Annotated in this window: 26 protein-coding genes; 9 read left to right on the top strand and 17 right to left on the bottom strand. The window is 59.7% G+C overall.

What is annotated here, in order from left to right; all coding sequences use genetic code 11:
• The first annotated feature begins 11 nt into the window (after positions 1 to 11).
• The 6 genes from hisI to ACSAMW_RS13470 are packed head-to-tail and all read left to right on the top strand — an operon-like array spanning position 12 to position 2953.
• Positions 12 to 410, top strand: coding sequence for a phosphoribosyl-AMP cyclohydrolase (gene hisI, locus ACSAMW_RS13445; protein ID WP_500590720.1), 399 nt, complete (start codon positions 12 to 14; stop codon positions 408 to 410).
• The gene (locus tag ACSAMW_RS13450; protein ID WP_168083041.1) at positions 403 to 738 is read left to right on the top strand and encodes a phosphoribosyl-ATP diphosphatase; all 336 of its coding nucleotides are present in this window, start codon (positions 403 to 405) and stop codon (positions 736 to 738) included. Before hisI ends, ACSAMW_RS13450 begins: the two co-directional genes overlap by 8 nt.
• A gap of 26 nt (positions 739 to 764) precedes the next feature.
• Positions 765 to 1034, top strand: a complete 270-nt coding sequence (locus ACSAMW_RS13455; protein WP_168083043.1) for a twin-arginine translocase TatA/TatE family subunit — start codon at positions 765 to 767, stop codon at positions 1032 to 1034.
• Between the two features lie 4 nt (positions 1035 to 1038).
• Positions 1039 to 1464: a Sec-independent protein translocase protein TatB gene (gene tatB, locus ACSAMW_RS13460; RefSeq protein ID WP_500590721.1), complete on the top strand. Its 426-nt coding sequence runs from the start codon at positions 1039 to 1041 to the stop codon at positions 1462 to 1464.
• Positions 1461 to 2249, top strand: a complete 789-nt coding sequence (gene tatC, locus ACSAMW_RS13465; protein ID WP_168083047.1) for a twin-arginine translocase subunit TatC — start codon at positions 1461 to 1463, stop codon at positions 2247 to 2249. The genes tatB and tatC overlap by 4 nt, the downstream gene beginning before the upstream one ends.
• On the top strand, positions 2246 to 2953 hold the full coding sequence (locus tag ACSAMW_RS13470; protein WP_500590722.1) for a 16S rRNA (uracil(1498)-N(3))-methyltransferase: 708 nt from the start codon (positions 2246 to 2248) through the stop codon (positions 2951 to 2953). The genes tatC and ACSAMW_RS13470 overlap by 4 nt, the downstream gene beginning before the upstream one ends.
• Before the next feature lie 170 nt (positions 2954 to 3123).
• Here the strand turns inward: ACSAMW_RS13470 and mdoH are convergent, their stop codons facing one another.
• The 12 genes from mdoH to hutC all read right to left on the bottom strand — a co-directional run bounded on the left by mdoH (position 3124) and on the right by hutC (position 17750).
• Complete coding sequence (gene mdoH, locus ACSAMW_RS13475) at positions 3124 to 5691, bottom strand: glucans biosynthesis glucosyltransferase MdoH (protein ID WP_500590723.1); 2568 nt, start codon at positions 5689 to 5691, stop codon at positions 3124 to 3126.
• The gene (locus ACSAMW_RS13480) at positions 5684 to 7423 is read right to left on the bottom strand and encodes a glucan biosynthesis protein G (RefSeq protein WP_500590724.1); all 1740 of its coding nucleotides are present in this window, start codon (positions 7421 to 7423) and stop codon (positions 5684 to 5686) included. Before ACSAMW_RS13480 ends, mdoH begins: the two co-directional genes overlap by 8 nt.
• Before the next feature lie 275 nt (positions 7424 to 7698).
• Positions 7699 to 8136, bottom strand: coding sequence for a D-aminoacyl-tRNA deacylase (gene dtd, locus ACSAMW_RS13485; protein WP_168083053.1), 438 nt, complete (start codon positions 8134 to 8136; stop codon positions 7699 to 7701).
• Complete coding sequence (gene pip, locus ACSAMW_RS13490; RefSeq protein ID WP_168083055.1) at positions 8133 to 9104, bottom strand: prolyl aminopeptidase; 972 nt, start codon at positions 9102 to 9104, stop codon at positions 8133 to 8135. The genes dtd and pip overlap by 4 nt, the downstream gene beginning before the upstream one ends.
• Before the next feature lie 67 nt (positions 9105 to 9171).
• The gene (gene hutG, locus ACSAMW_RS13495) at positions 9172 to 9978 is read right to left on the bottom strand and encodes an N-formylglutamate deformylase (RefSeq protein ID WP_500590725.1); all 807 of its coding nucleotides are present in this window, start codon (positions 9976 to 9978) and stop codon (positions 9172 to 9174) included.
• Complete coding sequence (hutI, locus tag ACSAMW_RS13500; protein ID WP_500590726.1) at positions 9975 to 11189, bottom strand: imidazolonepropionase; 1215 nt, start codon at positions 11187 to 11189, stop codon at positions 9975 to 9977. Before hutI ends, hutG begins: the two co-directional genes overlap by 4 nt.
• Before the next feature lie 198 nt (positions 11190 to 11387).
• Complete coding sequence (locus ACSAMW_RS13505) at positions 11388 to 12203, bottom strand: quaternary amine ABC transporter ATP-binding protein (protein WP_500590727.1); 816 nt, start codon at positions 12201 to 12203, stop codon at positions 11388 to 11390.
• A complete protein-coding gene (locus ACSAMW_RS13510; RefSeq protein WP_500590728.1) occupies positions 12203 to 13051 on the bottom strand; it encodes an ABC transporter permease in 849 nt (282 codons plus the stop codon). Before ACSAMW_RS13510 ends, ACSAMW_RS13505 begins: the two co-directional genes overlap by 1 nt.
• 58 nt (positions 13052 to 13109) lie before the next feature.
• Entirely contained in the window at positions 13110 to 14570 is a 1461-nt protein-coding gene (locus ACSAMW_RS13515; RefSeq protein ID WP_500590729.1) for a purine-cytosine permease family protein, read from the bottom strand.
• Positions 14571 to 14606: 36 nt separating this feature from the next.
• Positions 14607 to 16271, bottom strand: a complete 1665-nt coding sequence (gene hutU / locus ACSAMW_RS13520; protein ID WP_500590730.1) for a urocanate hydratase — start codon at positions 16269 to 16271, stop codon at positions 14607 to 14609.
• A 187-nt stretch (positions 16272 to 16458) separates the two neighbouring features.
• Positions 16459 to 17001, bottom strand: a complete 543-nt coding sequence (locus ACSAMW_RS13525; RefSeq protein WP_500590731.1) for a HutD/Ves family protein — start codon at positions 16999 to 17001, stop codon at positions 16459 to 16461.
• A gap of 5 nt (positions 17002 to 17006) precedes the next feature.
• Complete coding sequence (gene hutC / locus ACSAMW_RS13530; RefSeq protein WP_500594040.1) at positions 17007 to 17750, bottom strand: histidine utilization transcriptional repressor HutC; 744 nt, start codon at positions 17748 to 17750, stop codon at positions 17007 to 17009.
• A gap of 109 nt (positions 17751 to 17859) precedes the next feature.
• Here hutC and ACSAMW_RS13535 point away from each other — a divergent pair, with 109 nt between their 5' ends.
• Positions 17860 to 19224, top strand: coding sequence for a formimidoylglutamate deiminase (locus tag ACSAMW_RS13535; RefSeq protein WP_500590732.1), 1365 nt, complete (start codon positions 17860 to 17862; stop codon positions 19222 to 19224).
• A gap of 12 nt (positions 19225 to 19236) precedes the next feature.
• On the opposite strand, the gene ACSAMW_RS13540 is transcribed toward ACSAMW_RS13535, so the two are convergent.
• On the bottom strand, positions 19237 to 19818 hold the full coding sequence (locus ACSAMW_RS13540; protein WP_500590733.1) for a lipocalin family protein: 582 nt from the start codon (positions 19816 to 19818) through the stop codon (positions 19237 to 19239).
• A 28-nt stretch (positions 19819 to 19846) separates the two neighbouring features.
• Positions 19847 to 20065: a hypothetical protein gene (locus ACSAMW_RS13545; protein WP_500590734.1), complete on the bottom strand. Its 219-nt coding sequence runs from the start codon at positions 20063 to 20065 to the stop codon at positions 19847 to 19849.
• 129 nt (positions 20066 to 20194) lie between these two features.
• On the opposite strand from ACSAMW_RS13545, the gene ACSAMW_RS13550 reads away from it, so the two are divergent.
• Positions 20195 to 21745 carry a sensor histidine kinase gene (locus ACSAMW_RS13550; protein WP_500590735.1) on the top strand — a complete coding sequence of 517 codons (1551 nt, stop codon included), beginning with the start codon at positions 20195 to 20197 and terminating at the stop codon, positions 21743 to 21745.
• A gap of 177 nt (positions 21746 to 21922) precedes the next feature.
• On the opposite strand, the gene ACSAMW_RS13555 is transcribed toward ACSAMW_RS13550, so the two are convergent.
• From ACSAMW_RS13555 to ACSAMW_RS13565, 3 genes are all read right to left on the bottom strand, one after another.
• Positions 21923 to 22141 carry an antitoxin MazE family protein gene (locus tag ACSAMW_RS13555; RefSeq protein ID WP_500590736.1) on the bottom strand — a complete coding sequence of 73 codons (219 nt, stop codon included), beginning with the start codon at positions 22139 to 22141 and terminating at the stop codon, positions 21923 to 21925.
• Positions 22142 to 22377: 236 nt separating this feature from the next.
• A complete protein-coding gene (locus ACSAMW_RS13560) occupies positions 22378 to 23385 on the bottom strand; it encodes a class 1 fructose-bisphosphatase (protein WP_168083079.1) in 1008 nt (335 codons plus the stop codon).
• Between the two features lie 231 nt (positions 23386 to 23616).
• A complete protein-coding gene (locus tag ACSAMW_RS13565) occupies positions 23617 to 26070 on the bottom strand; it encodes a glycogen/starch/alpha-glucan phosphorylase (RefSeq protein WP_500590737.1) in 2454 nt (817 codons plus the stop codon).
• A 174-nt stretch (positions 26071 to 26244) separates the two neighbouring features.
• Here ACSAMW_RS13565 and ACSAMW_RS13570 point away from each other — a divergent pair, with 174 nt between their 5' ends.
• Positions 26245 to 26649, top strand: coding sequence for a YkgJ family cysteine cluster protein (locus ACSAMW_RS13570; RefSeq protein ID WP_500590738.1), 405 nt, complete (start codon positions 26245 to 26247; stop codon positions 26647 to 26649).

The following is a 26649-nucleotide window of genomic DNA, read 5'->3' on the forward strand; positions in this document are numbered from 1 at the left end:
TGGAGCAGAAGATGAAAGACTGGCTGGATGAGATCAACTGGAACAGCGACGGCCTGGTACCGGCCATTGCCCAGGATCATCAAACCGGGCGTATCTTGATGATGGCCTGGATGAACCGCGAAGCCCTGTCGCTCACCGCGCAAGAGAACCGCGCCATCTACTGGTCACGTTCACGTGGCAAACTGTGGCGCAAGGGTGAAGAGTCCGGGCACGTGCAAAAAGTCCATGAACTGCGCCTGGACTGTGATGCCGACGTTATCGTGCTGGCTGTTGAACAACTGGGTGGCATCGCCTGCCATACGGGCCGTGAAAGCTGTTTCTATCGGGTCTTTGAAAACGGCGCCTGGAACACGGTCGAGCCGGTTCTGAAAGACCCTGCTGCCATTTATCAGGGGCATAGCCATGAATGACACCCTTGCCCGCGTGGCCGAGGTACTGGAATCGCGCAAAGGCGCCTCGGCTGATAGTTCCTACGTGGCCAGCCTGTACCACAAGGGCCTGAACAAGATTCTGGAAAAGGTGGGCGAAGAATCGGTCGAAACGATTCTGGCGGCCAAGGACGCAGAACGTAGTGGAGATTGCAGCGATGTCATCTACGAGACCGCCGACCTGTGGTTCCATAGCCTGGTCATGCTTGCGGCGCTGGGCCAACACCCGCAGGCTGTACTGGACGAACTCGAACGCCGCTTTGGCCTGTCGGGCCATGCGGAGAAGGCGGCACGCCAGCCGTCGGCCTGAACCTCAATTCATTTACGGAGCTGTTCATGGGTATCTTCGACTGGAAACACTGGATCGTCATTCTTATCGTGGTCGTATTGGTATTCGGCACCAAAAAGCTCAAAAACCTGGGCACGGATGTGGGTGAGTCCATCAAGGGCTTCCGCAAGGCGATGAATGACGAAGAAAAGCCTGCCGAACCTCAGCAACCGGTTCATCCGCAGGCCACTTCGCCTATCCCACCTGCCCCTACTACTTTTGATGGCCAGCATCAGCGTGTAGACGAACCTGTGCGCAAAGACGCCAACAGGGACTGAGCCAATGTTCGGGATCAGTTTCAGCGAGCTGTTACTGGTAGGGCTGGTAGCCCTACTGGTACTTGGGCCGGAACGCCTGCCAGGCGCCGCACGCACGGCGGGCCTGTGGATTGGCCGGCTCAAGCGCAGCTTCAATTCCATCAAGACCGAAATCGAGCGGGAGTTGGGCGCGGACGAGATTCGTCGACAGTTGCACAACGAACATATTCTTTCGCTTGAGCAGGAAGCTCGCAAACTGCTTGACCCCCACTCCCCTAACCAGGCACCACCTTCGATTCACACGCCCTCTTCAGGCGTACCCACTGCACCGCCTGTTCCCCCAGCGGTGCCCGTATCGGCTGCGCCGGCCAACCCCGAGCCCGACAGTAGCAATACGCCTGGGCCTCAACCTGCAAACCGTGCGCCCGAGGATTCAAAACCCGCCCCATGAGCCAGATTCCTGAAGACGACCAGCCTATGCCGCTGGTGTCCCACCTTACTGAACTGCGTAGCCGCCTCCTGCGCTGTGTTGCTGTGGTATTTCTGGTATTTGCCGGGCTGTTTTCCTTCGCGCAGCAAATCTATACCTTGGTGTCCGCCCCGCTGAGGGCCTACCTGCCGCCCGGCGCCACCATGATTGCCACCGATGTGGCATCGCCGTTCCTCACGCCTTTCAAGCTGACCATGACAGTGTCGCTGTTCCTGGCGATCCCGATGATTCTTCACCAGGTGTGGGGGTTTATCGCGCCGGGGTTGTACCGCCATGAAAAGCGCATCGCCATTCCCTTGCTGGTATCAAGCATCTTTCTGTTCTATGCGGGCATGGCCTTCGCGTATTTCATCGTTTTCCCGTTGATGTTCAAGTTCTTTGCGGCAGCGACCCCAGACGGCGTGGCCATGATGACGGACATCACCAGTTACCTCGATTTCGTGATGACCCTGTTTTTCGCGTTCGGGGTGGCATTCGAAATTCCCGTTGCTGTCGTGCTGCTGGTCTGGATCGGCGTGGTAGAGGTAAAGGCACTTCGCAAGGCCAGGCCCTACGTCGTCATTGCCTGTTTTGTGGTGGGTATGATCCTTACCCCACCCGATATCTTTTCCCAGACCTTGCTGGCCGTCCCTATGTGGCTGCTGTTTGAGATAGGTGTGCTGTTTGGCGCGCTTATTCGCAAGCGCAGTGAAGAAGCCGACGCCGCTGAAAACCACAACGACCAGCCGCCCGCGACTCGCCCATGAACCTGCTGCTGCTTGAGCCAGCCGACTTCATCGGCCAGGGCCGCGTACGGCTGGCAGGCCGCCGCCTTACCCACATGCGCGAAGTACACCGGGCCGCCGTTGGAGACAGCGTGCGAGTGGGTTGCCTTGACGGGCTTATGGGCGATGGCGTGATCCACGCACTGGATACCGAGCACGCCGAGCTGAGCGTTGCCTTCGATCGCCCGCCACCTTCCAAGCTGCCCCTGACCCTGATACTCGCCCTGCCTCGCCCTAAAATGTTGCGCCGGGTATTCCAGACCATTGCGACCCTCGGCGTGCCGCGCCTGATTCTGGTCAACAGTTACCGTGTGGAGAAGAGTTTTTGGCAAACGCCTTTTCTGCACCCGGACAGCATCCGCGAGAACCTAGTACTGGGTCTGGAGCAGGCCCGGGACACTGTGCTACCTGAGGTAATCGTTGAAAAGCGATTCAAGCCCTTCGTGGAGGACCGCTTGGCTACCTTGGCTCAAGGTACGCATGGCCTGATCGCTCACCCTGGCGATTTCCCACCCTGCCCGCGCGCGCTCCCAGGCCCTGTAACCTTGGCTATCGGCCCTGAAGGCGGGTGGATACCTTATGAAGTGGAGCTGCTCCAGAAGCAGGGGCTCCAGCCTGTGCAGATGGGTGAGCGCATATTGCGTGTGGAAACCGCTGTGACGGCATTGGTATCACGGTTGTTCTAATAGGCGTTTTACACGTTTAGCCGGTGGCTTCAGTGCTCGCAAGGCCAATCGCGCCTGCCTGTTGGACCAGGCGAAGCCTGGGAACATGCCCACCTCAAAATGGCGCTCGGCACGCAAAAAAAATCGCGGGCTTCGTGAAAAGCCCGCGATCGTTTTTCAGCCTAATAGGATCAGGCGTTAGCCAGCGTTCCTACTACCCTCGGTTGCATAGGCAATGTAGGCGCATGAGGATCTGCAGCTACCGAATCCCGCCAAGCCGACAGCCAGGCCTCACTACGGGTGTCCCATACTTGGTGATGCAGGCGGCTCAAAGCCACCGGATCGCTGAGCAGGTACAGCCGTGCATTGCCAACCACTGCGCCTGGGCCGCCAGCCAAGGCTTTCTCTACCATGGTTTCGCGCATGGCTTCCACTGGCTGCGCCTGACCGTGACGTGACGTGGCCAAGGCACAGGCCAGGGCGTTCTGACGAGGATCTACTACTGCCCGTACAAAGCCTTGGTGCAGTGCATGAGCCCGGTTTTCCTCTGTGTAGGCGTCAGTCGAAATCAGTTCCTGCGGCGTGTCGTACTCCTCCGGAATCAGGAACATCTTCTCCTTTCTAGCCTTAAGCCCCAGGTTCGTGCGGCTGGAAATCACCGACACGGGAATGGACAACATCAGCGACACCACGATAGGCGCCAACCACCACAGGAAGCTTGGGTTAAGGGCAGTCACCAGCAGTGCCCATAGCAAGCCAAGCAGCGTCTGTGGCCCATGCCGGCGTACCGCTTCGCCCCACGGGGTAGAGTCATCGTCGCGCTGTGGCGAGTTCCAGGTCGCCGCCCAGCCCAGGAATGCGGCCAGCACAAAGCGGGTGTGGAAAATCATCCGCACCGGTGCCAGCAGCATGGAGAACAACATTTCCAGCAGCATGGACAGGGTAACGCGGATGCCGCCGCCGTACTCTTTCGCACCTTTGGCCCAGATCAGGATGATGCTGAGCAGCTTTGGCAGGAACAGCAGCACGATCGTAGTGGAGAACAGGGCAATGGCTTTATCCGGATGCCATTGTGGCCACAGAGGGTACAACTGCCGTGGCTCCATGAAGTACGTCGGCTCCATCAGGGTATTGACCGCCAGCAAGGCCGTGGACAACACCAGGAAGAAGAACCATAAGGGTGCAGAAAGGTAGGACATCACGCCCGTCAGGAATACCGCGCGGTGAACCGGGTGCATGCCTTTTACCAGGAACAGCCTGAAGTTCATCAGGTTGCCGTGGCACCAGCGCCGGTCCCGCTTGAGTTCGTCAAGCAAGTTAGGTGGCAGCTCTTCGTAACTACCAGGTAGGTCGTAGGCGATCCATACCCCCCAGCCCGCGCGGCGCATCAGTGCCGCTTCGACGAAGTCGTGGGACAAGATGGCCCCTGCGAATGCACCCTTGCCAGGCAGGGGTGCCAAGGCACAGTGCTCGATGAAGGGCTTCATACGAATGATCGCGTTGTGCCCCCAGTAGTGGGACTCACCCAACTGCCAGAAGTGGAGGCCGGCAGTGAAGAGAGGGCCGTATACCCGCGTGGCGAATTGCTGCAGGCGAGCGTACAGGGTATCCATGCCAGAAGCCTTGGGCGCGGTCTGGATAATGCCTGCGTCTGGCGTGGCCTCCATCAGCCGTACCAGCGAGGTCAGGCATTCACCGCTCATTACGCTGTCGGCATCCAGCACCACCATGTAGCGGTAGTCCGAACCCCAGCGGCGGCAGAAGTCATCCAGGTTACCGCTCTTGCGCTTCACGCGGCGGCGACGGCGGCGATAGAAGATCCTGCCAAAGCCCTTCGTTTCGCGACAGACATCCATCCAGGCCTGCTGCTCGGCTACGGCAATGTCGCCGTCGTAGCTATCGCTGAGGATGAAGAAGTCGAAACGGTCCAGGTCGCCAGTCGCCGCAACGGACTCGAAAGTCGCACGCAGGCCTGCGAACACACGAGGCACATCCTCGTTGCAGATAGGCATCACCAGCGCTGTACGTGCGCCGGGCTCTATGGGCTCGTTGCCAGCACTTGCCCCAGAGATACGGTACTTATCGCGGCCGGTCAGCAGCTCAAGAAAGCCCATGAGGGCAGTCCAGAACCCCGCCGACACCCAGCAGAACAAGATGCCGAACAGGATCAGGATGCTGGTTTGCAGCACATAGGGCAGCACTTGCTGAGCCGTTTGAAGGAGGGGTTGGTGGATGACCTCGTTCAGGTCCACCATGGCCCAGCCTTGGTAGGGCATGATGCCCTTCATGTAGTAACCCGCGACGAGGGTTTGCCCCAGCATGAGCACCAGCAGGATATAGCGACGGATAGAGCCGACTGTACGCCACCGTGCCTTAGGCAGGTCTCGCTTGTCGCTGGTGGGCTGTGGCGGTATGCCTTTGCCCAGCAAGCGACGCCAGCCACGTGCCACGATGTTGGTTTTCCACGGCTCCGGGACCATTTTCGTACGGCGAATGGGCGGGGTGGCTTTCAGGCGTACCCGGCCAGCGGCATCCACCGCAAGCATTTCGTGGTCTTGGAGTTCGGCGGCCGAGTCGATGGCAAGGCGACTAGCAACGGAGGCCTGCGCCCCTTCCCCAGCCGCAGAAGGCTGTGAAAGGCGCTGATGCAGGTCTGCAAACGAGCCACTCTGCGCCAGTTCATTGCGCTGCTCCGGGCTCAGCGGCAAATGCGCCAGGTACTCGGAGAGCGTTTCGGGGCGTTCCATTGAGTTACTCATCGGCAGGCAACTGGTAGCTCCAGGTTTCGGTCAGCACTTCTTCAGTCTTGACCGGTTCAGCCGGCTGTGGCGCGGCTTGTGCTTCTACAGGGGCTGCGGCTTTTTCAGCGGCCTTGTCATGCTTGCCACCTTTCTTGTGGCCATGGGCAGGCTCTTCGGCCTTGGTTTCAGCCACAGGCTTGGGCGGGTCCACTGGAACCACGTCCTGTACCAGGGCGGCGCGCATTTCCACGGGCTTGCTGCCGTCCTTGACCTTGACCCGCAACGTCAGGCGCCAGCCCTGTGTTTCCGGATTGTAGCGAACGTTGTTTTCTACCAGCTCAGCGTTGTCGCCAACACTGACTTGGCTACGCACGCTAGCGTCGTCCAGCAGAGACTTGAGCTTTGGCCCTTCGAAATCGACCAGGAAGGCCACGCTGCCGTCAGGCTGGCGAACCAGGTTGGACTGTTTCACGTCGCCGGTGGAGCGAAGGGTTTGTTTAACCCAGGCGATATCAGGCGAGTGCAGCTCGGCTTCGTCGGCTGTCCAGTGAATGCGATAGTTGTGTTCCAGTGGCTCACCGGCCTCAGGCATTTTTTCCGGGCTCCAGAACGCAACGATGTTGTCGTTGGTTTCATCGGCAGTCGGAATTTCAACCAGGTCTACAGTGCCCTTGCCCCAGTCACCGCGAGGTTCGATCCAGGCACTGGGGCGGCGGTCGTAACGGTCGTCCAGGTCTTCATAGCGGCCGAACTCGCGGCCACGCTGTAGCAGACCGAAGCCCTTCGGGTTCTCAACAGTAAAGTTGCTGACCGACAGGTGCTTGGGATTGTTCAGCGGGCGCCAGATCCATTCGCCACTACCGGCATGAATGGAAAGGCCGGTGGAATCATGAAGCTCATGGCGGTAGTTGAGCACACGAGACGGCTGGTTGGAGCCGAACAGGAACATGCTGGTGAGCGGCGCTACGCCAAGGCGGCTAACATGATCACGCAGGTAGACGCGCGATTGTACGTCTACCACGCTGTCCGTACCCGGGCGCAGTACCATGCGGTACGCACCAGTGGAACGGGGGGAATCGAGCAGCGCATAGATAATCAGTTGCTTGTCTTCAGGATTGGGTTTCTCTACCCAGAACTCGGTGAAGCGCGGGAATTCCTCGCCAGAAGGCAAAGCGGTGTCGATTGCCAGGCCGCGTGCGGAGAGGCCATAGGTCTGGCCCTTGCCTACTACACGGAAATAGCTGGCACCGAGCAGGGTCATCACTTCGTCCTGCTTGTCCGACTTGTTCAACGGGTACAGTACACGGAAGCCAGCCCAACCCAGGTTCTCAGTAGACTTGGGGTCGAATTGCACATCACCGAAGTCGAAACGTGCAGGGTCGTATTTGATTTCCTCGACCGAGTTGGCGGTCACTTCGTTGACTTTTACTGGTGTATCGAAGTGCATGCCCTGGTGGTAGAACGACAGCTTGAAGGGCGTTTTGTCGTCGGCCCATTGGGCCTTGTCGGTGCGGAACTGGATTTTCTGATAGTCCGCAAACTTCATGTCACGGAATTGAGGCGGAAGATTGCTTTTGGGCGCTTCGAATTTCTGCCCGGCAAGGTCCTTTGCCCTTGCTGCAACATCGTCCAGGCTAAAGGCCCACAGTTGCCCAGCGCCAAACAGGCAGAACAGTGCAGAGCCCGCCATCAGGGCCTTGCGCAAGCGTTTGCTGGTTGTTCCTGGTGTGTTACATGGACTGACAATCACGAGCTACCCTCGCCGAAAAACTGATATTGAACCAACGACCAGCTGCGGTTGCCGGGTTGGCGAGCATTGTTCCGACTCCGAAAGGGGCTAATGATTCCCTAGCGGCCACGGCCCAGCACTCACGTTAGAACACAACCGGGGGATCAAGCCTGTGGAGCCCCCCGGCGCGCGATTATCTAGCACCCTGCGAAACAACGCATCAGGGCATAGGAAGAATTTTTGCTGCAAAACGGCAGATCTTAGCCCAGAAGGCACTATTTCATCGGCAGGGCTGCTTAGACCTCAAGCATGAACGTCACAGGGCCGTCATTGACCAGATGCACCTGCATGTCTGCGCCGAAACGGCCACTGGCTGTGCCTGGGTGCTGTTGCTGGGCTTGCCCGAGCAAGTAGTCGAACAGCTCGCGTGCCAGTGGGGGTGGAGCTGCCGTCGAAAAACCAGGGCGCAGGCCGCTGCGTGTGTCGGCAGCCAAGGTGAACTGCGACACCAACAACAGCCCCCCGGCCACATCGCTCAGCGAACGGTTCATGCGGCCCTCAGGGTCGCTGAACACGCGATAGTTGAGCAGCTTATGCAGGAGCTTGTCAGCCTGTGCCGGTGTGTCATGCGGTTCCACGGCCACTAGCACCAGCAACCCTTGCCCTATGGCCCCCACGGTTTCACCTGCTACGTCTACTCGCGCATTGGCCACGCGCTGCAGCAGGCCCTTCATGCTTCTTCGAGCGGCAGGTCCAGCAGGCGCCGGGCCATTTGGTCAGCAGCACGGACCAGTGCATCGATGATGCCCGGCTCGGAACTGGCATGGCCGGCATCTCGAATCACCTGCAGCTCGCTGTTGGGCCAGGCATGGTGCAGTTCCCAGGCGTTGTCCAGCGGGCAGATCACATCATACCGGCCGTGGATGATGACCGCTGGCAGGTGAGCGATCTTGGGCACGTCACGGATCAACTGATCGGGCTCAAGGAACGCGTTGTTGATGAAGTAGTGGGTTTCGATACGGGCAATGGACAACGCCCGTTGCGGCTCAGAGAAACGGTCCACTACCAGTGGATTGGGGCGCAAGGTGGCGGTACGGCCTTCCCAGGTAGACCACGCCTTGGCAGCATGCATCTGTGCGATCTGGTCGCTGCCGGTCAGGCGCTTGTGGAAGGCCTTGAGCAGGTCTCCGCGCTCGTCTGGCGGAATCGGCGCCAGGTAATCCTGCCAGTAATCGGGGAACAGCCGGTTGGCCCCGCTTTGGTAGAACCACTGGAACTCTTGCGGGCGGCACAGGAACACGCCCCGCAGGATAAGGCCGTGAACGCGCTCCGGATGGGCCTGCGCGTAGGCCAGCGCCAGGGTAGAGCCCCAGGAACCGCCAAACAGGACCCACTTTTCGATCCCTAGGTGTTCACGTATGCGCTCGATGTCACGCACCAGATCCCAGGTCGTGTTGTTTTCCAGGCTGGCGTGAGGTGTGGAGCGGCCACAGCCTCGCTGGTCGAACGTGACGATGCGGTACAGGTTGGGGTCGAAGTAGCAACGGCTGGCCGCATCGCAACCGGTGCCCGGCCCCCCGTGCAGAAACAGTACCGGCAAACCCTCCGGGGAACCACTTTCGTCAACATACAGTACATGGGGCTCATCCACGGCAAGATCATGCCGTGCATAGGGTTTGATCTGCGGATACAGGGTCAGCATCGGGCGCTCCGAAAGGGGTTGGTCAGCCGTAGGCCATCATAAACCTGAATCGGCTGAATATGCTTGCCTAAACGCTTCGGTGATTTGCCGCGCCCCACGCCAGCATCGTTTCCAGCAATTGGCGCAATACCTGCCGGGTAGGCTCGGCAACGTCGGGCAAATACTCGAATGGCGCTTGCTCACTCATGTAGGTGGCCTGCCCCAATTCCAGCTGTACGGCATGGACACAGTTCGCCGGTGCGCCGTAGTGGCGAGTGATGTGGCCGCCTTTGAATCGGCCATTGAGCACGTGGGTATAGCCCTGGGCCTGAGCGCATACCTGCTCCAGCTGAGCAGCCAGTGCCGGAGCGCAACTGGCGTTGTTGAACGTACCGAGGTTGAAATCCGGCAGCTTGCCCTCGAACAACCGGGGGATGCGGGAACAGATAGAGTGCGCATCCCATAGCAGCGCGTACCCATGAATGCTCCGCAGGCGCGCCAGCTCATCGGCGATTTTCTGATGGTAGGGGCGCCATATGCCTTCAAGGTAGCGGGCACGCTCCTGGCGAGAGGGCGCCTGGCCGGGTTTGAACAGTGGCGTGCCGTCAAACAGCGTGTCGGGATACAGGCCAGTGGTGGCACCGGCATAGAGCGGCTGGTCGTCATCGGGGCGGTTCAGGTCGATAACGAACCGGGAGTACTGGCCAACCAACAGGCTGGCGCCTAGCCCGCTGGCAAAGTCGTATAGCCGTGGAATGTGCCAGTCCGTATCCGGCAGTGTTCGGGCGGCCTCCAACAGCCCCTCTTCGACAACAGGGGTAAGCCGCAGCCCCGCATGGGGCACGCTGATCAGCAGCGGTGAGCTGCCAGCGCTGAAAGTAAAGGTATCGTTCATTGGCGTGCCTGCGTGAAGTTGAGTTCCGCCCCATGGCGGATGATGCGTTTGTCCAGATCTCCGCCTAACCAGTAGGCCAGGTCTGCGGGCTGCTCGATATCCCAGGCTACGAAGTCCGCTACCTTGCCCTCCTCCAGCGAACCGTGGCTGCTGCCCAACCCAAGTGCCCGCGCAGCATGCAATGTCACACCGGCCAGTGCCTGCTCGGGCGTGAGGCGGAACAGCGTGCACGCCATGTTCATCATCAGGCGCAGTGACAAGGTTGGCGAGGTGCCGGGGTTGCTGTCTGTTGAAAGGGCTATGGCCACGTTGTGGTCATGAAGCGCCTGCATAGGCGGCAAGCGGGTTTCACGGAGGAAATAAAAGGCACCCGGCAGCAATACCGCTACTGTGCCTGCGGCGCCCATGGCGGCTGCATCAGCGCTGGTCATAAACTCCAGGTGGTCTGCCGACAGCGCCTGGTAGCGTGCGGCCAGGCTGGACCCACCCAGGGAGGACAACTGCTCGGCGTGCAGTTTTACAGGCAGGCCAAGGCGCGCGGCCGTCTGGAACACTTGCTCCACCTGAGCAGGGGAAAACGCCAGGTACTCGCAAAACGCGTCTACGGCATCGACCAGGCCTTCGCTGGCCAGCGCAGGCAGCAATTCGTTGCAGACATAGCCGATGTACCCCGCCGCGTTGTCCTTGTACTCGGCCGGAATGGCATGAGCAGCCAGGCAAGTGGCCTTGACGGTAACCGGCAGTTCGGCACCCAACCGGCGAATCACCCGCAGCATCTTGCGCTCGCTGGTCAAGTCCAGGCCATAGCCGGACTTGATTTCCACCGTGGTGACACCCTCGCGCTGAAGGCACGCAAGACGGCGGCGGGCACTGTTAAACAGCTCTTCTTCAGTAGCAGCTCGCGTGGCCCGCACGGTATTGGCAATGCCTCCGCCACTGGCAGCGATATCGGCATAGCTCACGCCTTGCAGCCGTTGCTCGAACTCGCCACTGCGGTTACCGCCGTACACCAGGTGCGTGTGGCAGTCGATCAGGCCAGGTGTTACCCAATACCCTTGCAGGTCAACCTGCCCATCTGAAACTGGCGCCTGGGCCAAGGGGCCTATCCACTGAATAACCCCGGCCTCGGTTACGATCCCCGCGTTTTCAATGATCGAATAGCGCCCTTCGGCAAGGGTCGCTGCATGGCAGTTGTGCCATAGGGTTGGCATCTGAACCTCCGTCGTCAGGCCAACCGGGTTGGCGCTGGTTTGTTTAGTTGCGAGCCTTAAGCTGCAAGCTGCAAGCTGCAAGCTGCAAGCTGAAAGCTGCAAGCTGCAAGCTGCAAGCTGAAAGCTGCAAGTGGCTTATGGCTTATGGCTTATGGCTTATGGCTTATGGCTTATGGCTTGAAGCTTGAAGCTTGCCGCTCAAAGCTTGCCGTTAGCCCCCTGCACGAACCGGGCTACGTAGTCGTCCGCTGGGTGCTGAAGTATGTGATTAGGGGTGCCCACCTGAACCAGGCGGCCATCCCGCAGGATGGCAATGCGGTCGCCGAGGCGCAGCGCTTCGTCAAGGTCATGGGTAATGAACACAATGGTCTTGTGCAGGCGCGCTTGCAGCTCGCGCAACTGTGCCTGTAGGTCTGCGCGAATCAGCGGGTCAAGCGCGCTGAAAGCCTCGTCCAGCAACAGGATGGGGGTGTCGGTGGCCAAGGCGCGGGCCAGGCCCACCCGCTGCCGCATGCCGCCAGACAGCTGCTCTGGCCAGTGCTGTGCATAGCCTTCAAGGCCCACCTGGCTGATCCAGTGATGCGCCTGCTCCCGGCAGGTAGCGGCGGACTCACCGCGTAGCCTGAGCCCATAGGCCACGTTATCCACGACATTTTTATGGGGCAGCAAGCCAAACCCCTGGAACACCATGCTGACGTCGCGCTGGCGGAACTCGCGCAAGCGGGACGCCCCATAGCTCAGCACATTTTCCCCTTGCACAAGCACCTCGCCCCGTGAAGGCTCGATCAGCCGGTTCAAGTGCCGCACCAGCGTGGACTTGCCTGAGCCGGACAAGCCCATGATCACGAACACTTCTCCAGCTTCAATGTTCAAGGACACGTCTGTCACCCCCACCACACAACCGGTGTCGGCCAGGATGCGGGCCTTGTCGGCTCCTGCATCCAGCAGCTTGAGCGCCTGTTCAGGGCGAGGGCCGAATACCTTGGTCACGTGGCGCAGTTCGATAAGGCTCATCAGCGCACCCTCCGGCGAGGCTGACCATAGGCCTGGGTAATACGGTCGATCACGATTGCCAAGGCCACGATCGCCAGCCCGGCTTCCAGGCCTTTGCCTACATTGAGCGTCTGGATACCGGCGAGCACGTCCTCCCCCAGCCCACGTGCGCCGATCATGGACGCGATCACCACCATGGACAGCGCCAGCATGGTGGTCTGGTTGATACCGGCCATGATGCTGGGCAGCGCCAAGGGTAGCTGCACGCCGGTCAGTTGCTGCCAAGGGCTGGCGCCGAAGGCGTTGACGGCTTCCATTACCTCCCGGTCTACCTGGCGGATACCCAGTTCGGTCAGGCGAATAACCGGCGCAATGGCATACACCACGGTGGCGAAGATGGCGGGCACCTTGCCCAACCCGAACAGCATCAACACGGGAATCAGGTAGACGAAGCTGGGTAATGTCTGCATCACGTCCAACAAGGGCAGCAACACTGCGCGCACCCGCGCAAAACGGGCGGCCAGCACGCCCAAGGGCACGCCGATAACAACAGCCAGGGTAGTGGCCACAAGAACCAGTGCCAGGGTTTGCAGCAGCTTGTCCCATAAGCCGACGGCGCCCACCATAAACAGCAAGCCCGCCATCAGCACCCCCATGTACCAACGTCGGCTGGCATGCCAGGCCAGCCCTGCCACAACGAGCAACAGCAGCCACCAGGGCGTTGCCCGCAACAGGCTCTCCAGCCCCACCAGCACACCGAGCAGAGCATCGGACACCTGCCGCAAGTTGTCTCCGTAACGACCCACCAACAGGTCGACCCAGGTATTGACCCAATCGGCAATGGAAAACGTAAAGCTGTCTGGAAACATGGGCTGCGCTCGTCATGGCTATATCACCATCCTAGGACAGCAACGACAGCGCAGCGGCTCATACTGCACCCACCCCGCCCAACTGTTGACCTGCCTCATATCCAGCATCAGCCGGCAGGATCAACTGGGCAGGCACCGGCCGGGGCCAGCGGCGCGCGGCCCAGTAATACACCACGGCCGGCACCACCAGGCCGATGATCCATGAGATGTCCGTATCGCCCAGGTGCGCTACCAGAGGCCCGGTGTAGAAGTGCGTGGCAATGAACGGCATCTGAATCAGCACACCGAGCACGTATACGGTGATCCCTAAGGTATTCCAGGCGCCATAGCGGCCTTGAGGGTCGTTGAGCGCTGGAAGGTCATAGCGCTCCTTGCTGATGCAGTAGTAGTCCACCAGGTTGATGGCGCTCCAAGGTGTAAAGAACGCCAGCAGAAACAGAATAAAGGCCGAGAAGTCCTTGAGAAACGAATCCTTGCCCAGCAAGGCCAGGCTGGTCGACACCAGCACCATGCACAGGATGCACAGCGTTCGCACAGTGGGGCTGATCCGGCGTTGGCCGGATAACCCCGTAACAATGGTCGCCACCGACATAAAGCTGCCGTAGGCGTTAAGAATGGTGATGGTGAGCTTGCCAAAGGCAATGCTGAAGTACAGCAGAGCGGCAATTGCCCCTGTGCCGCCCAGCCCGACAATGAACGCTACCTCGTGGTGCGCGAACCCCTTACCCGCCAACGCCGCGGCAAACACCCCGAATACCATGGCGGCCTGCGCACCGATCACTGAACCCAACCCAACTGCCCAGAAGGTGCCCGCCGCTGACGTACTGCGCGGCAGGTAACGGGAGTAGTCCGCTACATAGGGGCCGAAGGCGATCTGCCAAGAAGCGGACAGGGACACGGCCAGCAGGAAACTGCTCAGGGAGAAATGCCTGTTGGCCAACAGTGCCGACATATCGTTACCAGCCAGCAAGGCATAGAAAAGATAGGCAAACGCCAGCACGCCCAAGACACTGGCCACGCGGCCTATCAGATGAATGACGCGATAGCCGAACACCGTGAACAGGACGATGATGGCGGCGAACAGACCAATGCCTTGCCAGTCCGCCAGGCCGGTCAATTGCGCAATAGCCTGCCCGGCCAGTACCGAGCCGCTGGCCGAAAAGCCTATGTACATCAAGCACACCAGCACCAAGGGAATCACCGCTCCGTAGACACCGAACTGCACACGGCTGGAGATCATCTGCGGCAACCCCAGGCGCGGGCCTTGGGCAGCATGCAGGGCCATGACGGCCCCGCCCAGCAGTTGCCCGATCAGCAAGCCCACCAGCGACCAGAACACATCGCCTCCCAGTACCACTGCCAGCGCGCCCGTTACGATGGCGGTGATCTGCAGGTTGGCGCTCAGCCACAGGCTGAACTGGCTACCTAACCGGCCATGGCGCTCGGCCTCCGGGATGTAGTCGATGGAGCGCTGCTCGATCAACGGCTGGTTTACAGGTTCACGCGTATCTACGGGCATACCATGTCTCCAAAGCGCGGAAGGAAAGTAAGGGCGTCAGCGGTCCAGCATGGGCAGGTTCAGGCCCTGCTCGCGGGCACATTCGATGGCTATCTGGTAGCCCGCGTCGGCATGGCGCATCACGCCTGTGGCCGGGTCGTTGTGCAGTACCCGGGCAATGCGCTCGGCTGCTTCGTCGGTGCCATCGCACACCACCACCATGCCGGAGTGCTGGGAGAAGCCCATGCCCACGCCACCACCGTGGTGCAGAGATACCCACGTTGCGCCGCTGGCGGTGTTGAGCAAGGCATTGAGCAGCGGCCAGTCCGATACGGCGTCGGAGCCGTCACGCATGGCTTCGGTTTCCCGGTTGGGGCTGGCCACAGAGCCGGAGTCCAAATGATCGCGGCCAATGACGACGGGGGCAGACAGTTCGCCACTGCGCACCATTTCGTTGAACGCCAGGCCCAGCTTGGCGCGCTGGCCCAGGCCTACCCAGCAGATACGCGCTGGCAGCCCCTGGAAGGCAATGCGCTCGCGTGCCATGGTCAGCCAGTTGTGCAAATGGGCATCGTCCGGAATCAGCTCTTTTACCTTGGCGTCGGTCTTGTAGATGTCCTCGGCATCCCCTGAAAGCGCTGCCCAGCGGAAAGGCCCTACACCCCGGCAGAACAGCGGGCGAATGTAGGCCGGCACAAAACCTGGGAAGTCGAACGCATTGTGAACGCCCTCCTCCTTGGCCATTTGCCGAATATTGTTGCCATAGTCGAACGTGGGCACGCCCATCTGCTGGAAGGCCAGCATGGCCTGTACGTGTTCAGCCATGGACTGGCGCGCGGCCTTTACCACTACCGCAGGCTCCTGCTGGGCACGCATGCGGTACTCCTCCCAGGCCCAGCCCTTGGGCAGGTAACCGTTGAGCGGGTCGTGGGCGCTGGTCTGGTCGGTGACCATGTCCGGGCGTACGCCACGGCGAACCAGTTCCGGCAATACCTCGGCGGCGTTGCCACACAGGGCGATGGACACCGCACGGCCTTCGTCGGTGTAGCGTTTGATGCGGGCCAGGGCGTCATCCAGGTTGTGTGCCTGCTCATCGACGTAACGGGTTTTAAGGCGGAAATCGATGCGGCTTTGCTGGCATTCGATGTTCAACGAGCAGGCGCCTGCCAGGGTAGCGGCCAATGGCTGCGCCCCGCCCATGCCACCTAACCCGGCGGTGAGCACCCAACGGCCTGCCAATTTGCCCTCATAGTGCTGGCGGCCGGCTTCCACGAACGTTTCATAGGTGCCTTGTACGATGCCTTGGCTGCCAATGTAGATCCAGCTGCCGGCGGTCATCTGGCCATACATGGCCAGGCCCTTGGCATCCAGTTCGTTGAAATGCTCCCAATTGGCCCAGTGAGGCACGAGGTTGGAGTTAGCAATCAGCACGCGTGGGGCATTGGCGTGGGTTTTGAACACCCCCACAGGCTTGCCAGACTGCACCAGCAGGGTTTCATCGGCCTCAAGGTTTTTCAAACTCTCCACAATGCGGTCGTAACACTCCCAGTTCCGCGCCGCTCGGCCAATGCCACCGTAAACCACCAGCTCTTTAGGGTTCTCGGCCACTTCAGGGTCAAGGTTGTTCATCAGCATGCGCAGCGGGGCTTCAGTCAGCCAGCTTTTGGCAGTGAGCTGAGTACCACGGGGGGCACGGACATTTACGTCACGGAAGGTGGTCATGGGTAATCCTCTGAGCTGAGCGGGTGTTTCGTCCGCACACATATTTACTTGTATGTACAAGCATATGCAATCCAGAGGCCAGCCCCATGGGCTACTGTTTTTACAGGGAGCCGGAGAAAACCAGACGGCTGATACGCACTGAAACAGCGCACGCGGGATGGCTGACGCACCTGTCAGGTACGCTCATTCACCGAGGCGTAAGGGTGATATGGCAACAGTGACCTGTAACTTGAGCACCGGTGTGGGCCGGTAATACCAAGGCATCGTAGCGTCCCAGTTGCCAAGCGCCGCCTGCTATCGCCACTTCAACGCTGTCTGTGGCGGCGAATACAACCTGAGTGGCCGGGGTGGCATCGACCAGGCAAGTAGCGCTCACCCACTTCAGTACGGCCTGATAGCGGGCAGGCGAGTAGATCAGGTTGAAGTCCCTGATAGGGCCGTCAACCAAAGTGCAGTTCACATGGCTGGCGCCGGAAAAGGCAAAGGGCTGGAACGCCTGCAGCGGCGCGGTATCCAGGCCGTCGACCGTCAGCACCATACCTTGGCCCTCCAGCACGGTGATCACCCGCTCATAGCCTACGAAGGCCGAAAAGGGCCCAGCCTCGGCAATGTCTGCAATGGACAGCCGCCAGCCAAACCCATCCAGGCCATCACCTTCGTCCCGGCAAATTTCTACCGTGCTGCCGCCGCCGTTTTTCCAGGGCGTACGCCTGTGGTCGCGCGCGCGCACTACCTTCACTTGCTGAAGCGCCCTTCCAAGCGGTGGCGGGAGCCTGGGTGGATCAGCCGCGCCGCGGTTACGGCCTCACGGCCCGACCAGGTGCGCCGCCGAATCAGCAGGCAGGGTTCGCTAGGCTCGATCTGCAGCCACTGGCAGGCCTGGTCGTCCGCGAGAATGGCCTCTACCACATGCTCACCCTCGGTCAGGGGCGCTACGCGGCTCAGGTAGGCATAGGGGGTTTCGCGGGTAAAATCCTGCTGGAGGTAGTCGGGTGCTACCTGCGCATTCACGTAACGGTCTTCGATCTGCACCGGGATATCGTTCTCGTAATGCACGATAATCGAATGGAAGATACGCTGGCCTTCGCGCACATCCAGGGCAGCCGCACGCATGGCGCCCGCTACTTCCTCGACCAACCGGATCACTTGGCAATGGTGCCGGTGGCCCCGTGCAGTGATTTCATCAGCGATGTTATTGACTTCGAACAGCGCCGACTGCGTCTTGGGCTCAGCCACAAACGTTCCGACCCCTTGCATGCGCACCAGCAGGCCTTCGGCCGTCAGCTCACGCAATGCACGGTTGATGGTCATGCGACTGAACCCCAATTGGCTCACCAGTTCACTTTCCGAAGGCACTCGAAAATGGGGGGGCCAGCTGCCAGCCTGGATCTGCTGGGCAATCATCTGCTTGACCCGCGCATACAGCGGTGCCGGGCTCTCGCCCAACTGGTCAGCTAGAGAGGAAACAACGGGCGGCATTGGCACAAAAGGCCCCTGTGGGTAGTGAACGGACTATAGCTTGCCGCAGTTTACCCGGCACGCAAACAGCTGTATATGTATATACAACCCGTTTCCAGAGGCTTCTTGCATGCCCGCTTACTTTGCTGATCGCGCACTATTACCTGATGGCTGGGCATCACATGTGCGTGTGAGCGTGGATGTTCAGGGCGTAATCACTCACGTACAGGCCAATGCATCGCCAGAAGGGGCAGAACGCCTGAACGGGCCGTTGCTGCCCGGCATGCCTAACCTGCATTCCCATGCCTTTCAAAGGGTAATGGCGGGCCTGGCGGAAGTGACCGGCAACCCCAATGACAGTTTCTGGACCTGGCGTGACCTGATGTATCGGCTGGTGGGAGGGGTAAACCCAGATGACCTTGAGGTGATTGCACGCCAGCTGTATATCGAAATGCTCAAGGCCGGCTATACGTCTGTGGCGGAGTTTCACTACCTGCACCACAACGCCGATGGCAAGGCTTATAGCAACCCTGGGGAAATGGCCCTGCGTATCAGCCACGCCGCTGCCAGTGCTGGTATCGGCCTTACGCTGCTACCTGTGCTCTACAGCCATAGCGGGTTCGGCGCCCAGGCGCCTATGGAAGGCCAGCGCCGGTTCATCCATGGCACCGAGGCCTACCTGTCGCTGCACCAACAGCTGTCTACACACCTGGCAACCCAACCTGCACAGCAGCTCGGCGTATGCTTCCACTCGTTGCGCGCAGTCACGCCTGAGCAGATCAGCGACGTACTGGCGGCCAGCGTTGGGGCTGGGCCGATCCATATCCACATCGCCGAGCAGCAGAAGGAAGTGAGCGACTGCCTGGCCTGGAACGCACAGCGGCCTCTGCAATGGCTGTTCAACCATGTAGCGGTGGATGAACGCTGGTGCCTGGTGCACGCCACCCATGCCAACGCCGAGGAGGTTCAACGCATGGCCGCCAGCGGTGCTGTGGCCGGCCTGTGCCTGACAACGGAGGCCAACTTGGGCGATGGCGTGTTCCCTGCGGTAGATTACCTGGCCGCCGGAGGACGTTGGGGCATTGGCTCGGACAGCCACGTGTCATTGAGTGTGCTGGAAGAACTTCGCTGGCTCGAATATGGCCAGCGGTTGCGCGACCAGCGCCGCAACCGGCTGCATACCCCCCAAACGCCGCAGGTGGGGCAAACCCTGTACCAAGGCGCGTTGGCGGGCGGGGCTCAGGCTCTGGGGCAGCTGGTCGGGCGCCTGGAAGCAGGCAGGCGAGCCGATTGGCTGGTACTGGATGGGGCAGACCCTTACCTGGCAACTGTCGACGACAGTGCCCTGCTCAGCCGGTGGCTGTTTGCAGGAAGCGACCGCCAGGTAAGGGACGTGATGGTGCGTGGGCATTGGGTGGTCCGCGATGGCCACCACGCCGACGAAGCTGAAAGCCGCCTCGCCTTTACCCAGGTACTGCGCAGCTTGCTGAGCTAGCCTACCCCTGCCTTAGTCTGCAGAACGCCAGATAAGGCGCGAGGTGTCAAAGCCTTGTTGCTGGGCTCGGGACACCATCTGTTCCTTCACACTTTCGCTCACATCCGGCGTGCGCGACATCAGCCATAGGAACTTGCGATCCGGGGTGCCGACAATGACTTGGTTATAGCCGCTGTCCAGGTCAATGATCCAGTAATCCCCTTTGGTCAGGCCAGGGGCGATTTTTGAAAACCAGTTATCGAACACAACCCATAGCTTGTCCGTTTCCCCAGCCACTTGCTGGGTCGCCGTGCCATGGGCCTCCTCCCACGTACCGTCGGCAGTCTTACAGCGGTTGAGCACATCAACCGTGCCGTCAGGCTTGACCCCGTAGTGGGCCTCAGACTGTACGCAGTTGCGCTGGAAGAACATCGGCAAGCGCGCCAGCTCATACCAAGTGCCTTGGTAGCGCTTGAGGTCCACCTTGCCGGCTGTCTTAGGTGCCACTTCACGAGTGTTGGAGGTACTGCACGCTGCCAGCACACCTGCGCATACAGCAAGGGCCAGCAGCACCTTGCCGGGGGACCAGAAGCGGGATTGCCCGTTATTTGCCATGTTCACGTACTCCTGTGTTCAAGCGTGTTCAGTCATCTGACGCAGAAGGTTCAAGTGCTTGCACGCGATGCTCCAGCGCCAGGCGCAAGGGCGGGTCTATCACGCCGGCATCGTAGAGTGCTGCGATGTAGCCCAGCGCCATGCCGGTCATCAGTACCGTTTCAGGGCCTTTGTCCGCGTGGCTGATAGCAGCCATGCGCCGGCCGATGGCGCGCCCGATTTTTTCAGGAAGGTCCTGTTCAGTCATTGCCTGCCCTGCAGTGGTTAAGGAAGTCGCCGTTGGACGGTAGGTTCGAAAAGAGGTTCAGGTGATATCCTGCCGGAACATAACGCCTTCTGGCTGTCCAATTCTCTCCCGCACTCGCCCTGGCCCTCTATGCAAGACCGTTCTAGCGACGAAATCATCCGCAGTGCCCTCCAGGCGTCGCATACCCGTTTACGCAGGCAGCATGAGCTGTGCGTGCAGTTCGGCGTGAACTCGCTGCAGGCGACAAATCTGTTGCACCTGCAAACCCAGGCCTGCGCAGTCGTCGCCAAAGGCATGGGCACGGCGTACGCCAAGGTGTTGAAGTACCAGAAGGCCGAAGGCCGCCTTGTGCTTGAAAGCGGCATTGGCTGGGCCCCTACAGACATTGGCACCGCTACCCTGGGCGCAGACGATAGCAGCCCGGCTGGCTATGCCTACATGATGGACCGGCCGGTGATTTCCAACCACCTGGGCCAGGAGCTGCGATTCCGTACGCCCGAGCTTCTGAAAAGATATGGCATCGAGCGGGCCATTAACGTGCCGATTCGTGGTACTGGCTCACCTATGGGCGTGCTGGAAGCCGATAGCCCGGATGGCGACGACTTCATTGAAACCGATCTGGTATTCATGCAAGGCATTGCCAACATCATTGCCATGACTGCGGAGCGCCTGGCCTTCCAGGTAGAACAGCACGACCCAGCGCCCTACTCCGAGAGCGTGCTTAATGCCAGCCCGGACTGTGTGAAAATTATCTCAACAGACGGGCGCATCGAATTTTTCAACGAAACTGGCCTGTGCCAGATGGGCCTGCCTAGCCTGGATGCTGTGAAAGGCAATCGGTGGGAAACGTTGTGGCCTGAGCAGTCCAAGGCACAGGTTGAACAGGCCATTCGCGATGCCGCCCAAGGCCACGCTTACCGCTTTGAGTCCTTTTGCCCTACAGCTACTGGAGAGCCGCGCTGGTGGGATGTCACGGTAGCGCCTATCAAGAACAGTGAGCAGCAGGTTGAAAAACTGATCGTCGTCTCACGTGACATCAGCGAGCGTTACCACCAGGAAGCCAAGCTCAAGGCGCTCATTGATGCGCAAAGCGTACAGATCGATCAAAACCAGCTAATGATCGAAGAAATCCATCATCGCGTGAAAAACAGCCTGCATCTGGTCAACGCCATGCTGATGCTGCAGGCCAACATCGCCACCGAAGAAGTGGTGAAGGTTCAGTTGCAGACGGCTGCCAACCGGGTGCTCACGGTGGCATCGGTACACGAGCGTTTGTACCGCTCCCTTGATACCAAGATTTCAGACCCTAGGGAATTCTTGCAATTGCTGTTGCAGGATCTCGGCGAAGCCTTTGGTGACCGGGAAATTGCCCTCCAGGCCGAACCGTTGGCCGTGGCCGCCGAGCGCTTGGCCCCTTTGGGCTTCGTGACCTCCGAGCTGGTTATAAACGCGCTCAAATATGGCAAGGGCAAAGTCACCATCACCCTGGCAAGGCAGGATGGCCATGCGGTGGTCACGGTGGTCGACCAAGGCGACGGCTTCCCGGATTCATACCCCAAACCTAGCGGTACAGGCCTGGGCATGCGCTTGGTGAAAAGCTATTCAGGCTTTGGCAGCGAAGCCATTACCGTGGACCGCAGCGCCCCGACCAGCACCATCCATGTGAGGTTTCGGTTGTAACCGTGTAAGCCATCATGCCCCCGTGGTTGCACTCAATTGCTTAGCGATGCCTGGAAAGGCTGCGAGACAGCGCCGCCACACGGCTGTGCTCGTCGGTTTGATCTGCTTAGGTAAACTAAGCCTGGACTAGAGTTGCCAAAGTTATCTAGCAGCGCAATCGTGATCAAGCCCCTCTTATCATTCAGTCCAGCCACTCAGTTCTTTTAGGGACTCATCCATGAAATCTAGGATATCTTCATCTGTCACGTCCCCTGCTGCTGCAAGCCGCGACTGACAATGGCATTCTTCATTAAAACCTAGTCTATCCATGTCCAACATCCAGATTTGTAGCAGGCGTAGTCTCGCTGTACGCAACGCGTCACTGTGCTTTTGAACACGTGAGTTAACGTGGGGCATAAGCACCTCCAATACGTTACATGCAACGATTTTAGCTTTGCATGGCGCCTTAATGAACGCGCTGAGGTCGGAGACTTCGAAAAGGTCGCCCCAGCCAAGCCATTGGTGCTCAACGGGCAAAAAAAATCCGATACCAGTAGACTGATATCGGATTTTCCAGAAAACCAAGCTTCGGCACAAAGGCTTAGGTAAACGGTATCAGCCTCTTGGGCAACCCTGTACCGTACGCCGTGCGCTTACTGGTGGTAGCCCGTCACGCGTTTCACTTCTTCCTTGGACCCCAGGAACACTGCGACACGCTGGTGCAGGCCATCGGGCTGGATGTCGAGAATGCGCTGGTGCCCGTCCGTTGAAGCGCCCCCAGCCTGCTCGATCAGGAACGACATCGGGTTAGCCTCGTACATCAGGCGCAACTTGCCCGGCTTGGAAGGCTCGCGGGAATCGCGGGGGTACATGAAGATGCCGCCGCGGGTAAGAATACGGTGCACGTCAGCCACCATGGCGGCGACCCAACGCATGTTGTAGTCCTTGCCCAGCGCGCCGTCCTTGCCTGCCAGCAACTCGTCTACATAGCGTTTGACTGGGGCTTCCCAGTGGCGCTGGTTGGACATGTTGATGGCGAATTCGGCGGTGGTTTCCGGCACCTGAATGTTCTCATGGGTGAGCACGAAGCTGCCCAGTTCACGGTCCAGGGTAAAGCCGATCACGCCATTGCCCAACGTCAGCACCAGCATGGTTTGCGGGCCGTAGATGGCATAACCCGCGGCAACCTGCTTGGTGCCAGGCTGCAGGAAAGCTTGTTCGCTCAGGGCATCGTTCTGGCTCAGATACTGGTCCGGGCAGCGCAGTACCGAGAAAATGGTGCCGACGGATACGTTCACGTCGATGTTCGAGGAGCCGTCCAGTGGGTCGAAGACCAACAGATAGGCACCCTTGGGGTACTTGCCCGGGATCTGGTAGGCGTTGTCCATTTCTTCCGACGCCATGCCAGCCAGGTGGCCGCCCCATTCGTTGGCTTCTAGCAGAATTTCATTGGAGAGCACATCCAGCTTCTTCTGGACTTCGCCCTGCACGTTTTCGGTCCCCATGCTGCCCAACACGCCACCTAAGGCGCCTTTCTGTACCTGATGGGCGATGGCCTTGCACGCACGAGCAACGACCTCGATAAGGAAGCGCAGGTCGGCAGGGGTATTGTTGCTGCGCGTCTGCTCGATCAGGTAGCGACTCAGGGTAACGGGCGACATGGACAAGCTCCGGTTCCAGGGAGGGGGATAAAACCCGCGCAGTCTACAGGGCGAACACGAACCAGGGCTATGTACGGAATATAACTACATACCGTCCCTGGTGCATGCGCCACGGGCGCGACTGCTATCGGACCCTCGCAAGGCAGCCGAGTTCAGCAGGCCTTTAGTGTTGACGCCAAGCCTTGTACAGGCTTGGCGTCATGGGGGGTGCCTTTGGGAACCGATGTGCTGTTACAACGCCTTCCAGATCTCCGTAGCGTACTCACGGATGGTACGGTCCGAGGAGAACCATCCCATGCGGGCCGTGTTGAGAATCGCCGAGCGCCACCATTGCTTCGGATGGCGCCACAGCTCTTCCACCTTCATCTGCGCGCTCCAGTAGGACTCGAAATCCGCACACACCAGGAAGCGGTCATAACTTAACAGCCCATCTACCAACCCTGCATACCGAGACGGATCATCCGGGGAGAATACACCGCCACGAATGGCCTGCAGCACATCGTTAAGGCGGTGAGAGTTAGCGGCCTCCTGGTGCGCACTGTAGTCCCCACCGTGCTTGCGGGCTTCGACTTCATCGGCACTGAGGCCAAAGATGAACATGTTTTCCCGGCCCAGGTACTCACACATCTCCACGTTAGCCCCATCCATGGTGCCAATGGTAAGCGCGCCATTGAGGCCGAACTTCATGTTGCTGGTACCAGACGCCTCGTAGCCAGCCGTAGAGATCTGCTCGGACAGGTCAGCTGCTGGAATGATGCTTTCAGCCAGGCTCACGTTGTAGTTAGGCAGGAAGGCTACTTTCAGCAGGCCACGGACAGTTGGGTCATTATTGATGGTGCGGGCAATATCGTTGGACAGCTTGATGATCAACTTGGCTTGGTGGTAACTCGCTGCAGCCTTGCCAGCGAAGATTTTCACGCGTGGCACCCAAGGCTTCTCTGGCGTAGCACGGATGGCCTGGTACAGCGCAACGGTGTGCAGCAGGTTCAGCAATTGGCGTTTGTACTCGTGAATCCGCTTTACCTGAACATCAAACAGCGCTTTAGGGTCGACCGTGACACCTATACGCTCTTGGATAATGCGCGCCAGTGCCTCTTTGCTATGCAAGCGCTGGTCAGCAAACCGCCGCTGGTAGGCCGCATCATCAGCGAAAGCTTCCAGGCGCTTGAGGTTGTTTTCAGGGTCATCCAGCACGGCGTTCCCAAGCTTGTCCACCAGCATGGCGGTCAGTTTAGGGTTGGCCTGGTACAGCCAGCGGCGGAAGGTAATACCGTTGGTTTTGTTGTTGATGCGCTCCGGGTACAGCCTGTTGAGGTCCGAGAACACGGTGCTACGCATCAGGTCGGTATGAAGCGCTGATACGCCGTTGATGCTATGGGACCCCAAAAACGCCAGGTTCCCCATGCGTACACGACGGCCATGATCTTCCTCGATCAGTGACACAGTGCGCAGCAGGTCTACATCGTGAGTCCCTTTCTCGCGCAGGCCATCGATGTGCTGGGCATTGATCAGGTAGATGATCTGCATGTGGCGCGGCAGCATGCGCTCCATCAGCCCCACCGGCCAGGTTTCCAGTGCTTCAGGCAGCAGGGTGTGGTTGGTATAGGACAGGGTTTCCACCGTCACTTTCCAGGCTTCGTCCCAGCTCAGCTGATGGATATCCACCAGCAGGCGCATCAGTTCGGCCACAGCAATCGAAGGGTGTGTGTCGTTCATCTGGATGGCTGCATGCTCACCCAGCGAGTTCACGGTTTCATACACATTGAGGTGGCGGCGCAGCAGGTCTTGCAAGGAAGCGGAAACGAAGAAGTATTCCTGCCGCAGGCGCAGTTCCTGGCCCGCTTCGGTGCTGTCGGCTGGGTACAGCACGCGCGAGATACTTTCGGCACGTGCCACGTCGGCCACAGCACCCAGGTGGTCACCGGCGTTGAAACGTTCAAGGTGCAGGTCTTCCATGGCGCGTGCACGCCACAGCCGCAGGGTATTCACACTGGCACCTTTCCAACCTACAACCGGGGTGTCATAGGCGACCGCTCGCACGGTTTCGCCGGGCCGCCACACCTGACGCGGGTTGCCGTCGCTGTCCACGGTGCCTTCCACGTGCCCGCCAAAACTGATCGGGTAAATCACCTCGGGGCGTTCGAATTCCCATGGGTTGCCGAAGTCCAGCCAGTTCTCCGTCTGCTCTTGCTGCCAACCATCGATGATGGCCTGGCGGAACAGCCCGTGTTCATAGCGGATGCCATAACCATGGGCTGCCACGCCCAAGGTGGACATGCTTTCCATGAAGCAGGCGGCCAGCCGGCCCAGCCCACCGTTGCCCAAGGCAGCGTCTGGCTCCAGCAGGCGGATCTTGTCCAGGTCCACACCCAGGCCGTCCAACGCCTCACGAGCGATGTCCAGAATGCCCATGTTGCTCAAGCTGTCCACCAGCAGGCGGCCGATCAGGAACTCCAGCGAGAGGTAATAGACCCGCTTCTGCTGGCTGCGGTAGATCTGCCGAGTATGGTCCATCCAATGATCGACCATGTGATCCCGGGCCGCCAAGGCAATGGCTTCGAACCAGTCATGATCGAAGGCATGTTCTGGATCCTTGCCAACCGCGTAGGTCAGTTTGGCGAGTACAGCGGTACGAAATTCGTCCACATCGACGTTGACTTTTCGGGTAAGCGGTTCTGGAGACATTTGCAGCCCTCAATACGTAAAAGGTTTTGCATTCATGCGTTGAGCCTAGACCGTTCGACACAGGGTGCTAGGGCGCGTTCGAGAAATGTCCGTCAAGAAAAGGCTGAACGGCCATTGAACCCTTTGGCAGGGCAGGTATGATCGCGCGCCCGTTCCTTTAGATCCGTTGCCACCATGAAACCCGCCCTGATTGCCGCCGCCGAGCTGGACCGCCTCGAAACCTGGCAGAAATACGCCAGCCACATGTGCGGTGGCTGCATGTCGACCTGCTGCACACTGCCTGTTGAAGTGCGTATCAAGGACTTGATCCGCATTGGTGTGGTGGACGAGTTCGAAATGGCTGAACCGCCGAAGAACGTCGCCAAACGATTGCAGAAGGAAGGTATTGTCGAGCGCTTCAACCAGAAAAGCGGCATTTTCACGTTGGCACGCATGAGCAACGACGACTGCCTGTACCTGGACCGCAAAAGCCGTTTGTGCACGATCTACGACAAACGCCCCGATACCTGCCGCAATCACCCCAAGATTGGCCCACGCCCTGGCTACTGCGCCTACAAGCCCAAGCCACTGGCGCGCTAA

The organism is Pseudomonas sp. AB39(2026) (assembly GCF_059831485.1).